The sequence below is a fragment of the Pseudoalteromonas sp. OF5H-5 genome (assembly GCF_021530695.1).
Taxonomy (GTDB): Bacteria; Pseudomonadota; Gammaproteobacteria; order Enterobacterales; family Alteromonadaceae; genus Pseudoalteromonas.
In genome coordinates, this window is sequence record NZ_JAKGBF010000059.1 from 1 (window position 1) to 1042 (window position 1042).

Consider the following 1042-nt stretch of genomic DNA (forward strand, 5'->3'; position numbering starts at 1 on the left):
CAATGTAGCGACTTGGCAGCATGTACTCTGGTAGTAATGCCCGTAGATACTCACGTAGCTGCTGTGCCAAACCCGTCGCTTCTTCTGTTCGGACGTAAGCCTGTAACTGTGACTCTCCTGCCTCTTCTACCACTAACACTAGCGATTCTATTACTGCATCATGGCTATTTAGGTGATGCTCTATTTCCCCAAGCTCAATACGAAAACCTCGTAACTTCACCTGCTCGTCAACGCGCCCTATAAAACACAACTCTCCTTGTTGGTCATATCGAACTAAGTCTCCTGTACGATAAAGTCGTGCATCTGTGTTGTTACTAAAGCGGTCTGGAATAAAACGCTGTGCCGTTAGCTGTGGCTGATTAAGATAACCACAAGCCACGCCCGCACCACCTAAATACAACTCACCCGTTACTCCAAACGGTAACAGCTCTCCTTGTTCTCCCAGTACGTAAGCCTGCGTATTGGACACCGGACGACCTATTCTCGGGGCCTGCTCCGGTGCCGCTGTCATTTCATAGTAAGTGGAGTACGTCGTATCCTCTGACGGTCCATACAAGTTCACAACTCGCCGTAACTCTCGCCCACTAAATAACTTCTCTACTACTGTCTGTGCCAGTGGCTCTCCTGCCAAGTTGACACTCAGAACCGAGCTAGGAAGCCGCTGCGCCGCCAGCAATGCATCTATTCCCGACGGCACTGTATTAATTAGACTAATACCCGCTATGTCTTCGTTTAGCAGAGTCAGAATGTTTTCCACTAAGATTACTTTGCCACCAAAGCTCAGTGGAACGAATAACTCAAACACCGATAAGTCGAAGTTAAGTGAAGTGCTTGCCAACACCCCCGCTAACTCTTCCGGCTGATAAAACTCTCCTGCCCACTGCACCATCGCCAACGCATTCCTGTGCGCTATCACTACCCCTTTTGGCTTACCTGTCGAGCCTGATGTATAAATAAGGTAACTTGGCTGGTCGCTCGTAGCTTGCGGATGACGGCCTAAGTTGTCTCTACACTGTTGTGCTAAGTCCTGCTGTAGTTTAGT

Annotated in this window: 1 protein-coding gene; it reads right to left on the reverse strand. The window is 48.9% G+C overall.

The features are described from left to right. The coding region (locus L1271_RS24635; RefSeq protein WP_235369056.1) for an AMP-binding protein at positions 1 to 1042 on the reverse strand (1042 nt) is incomplete at both ends.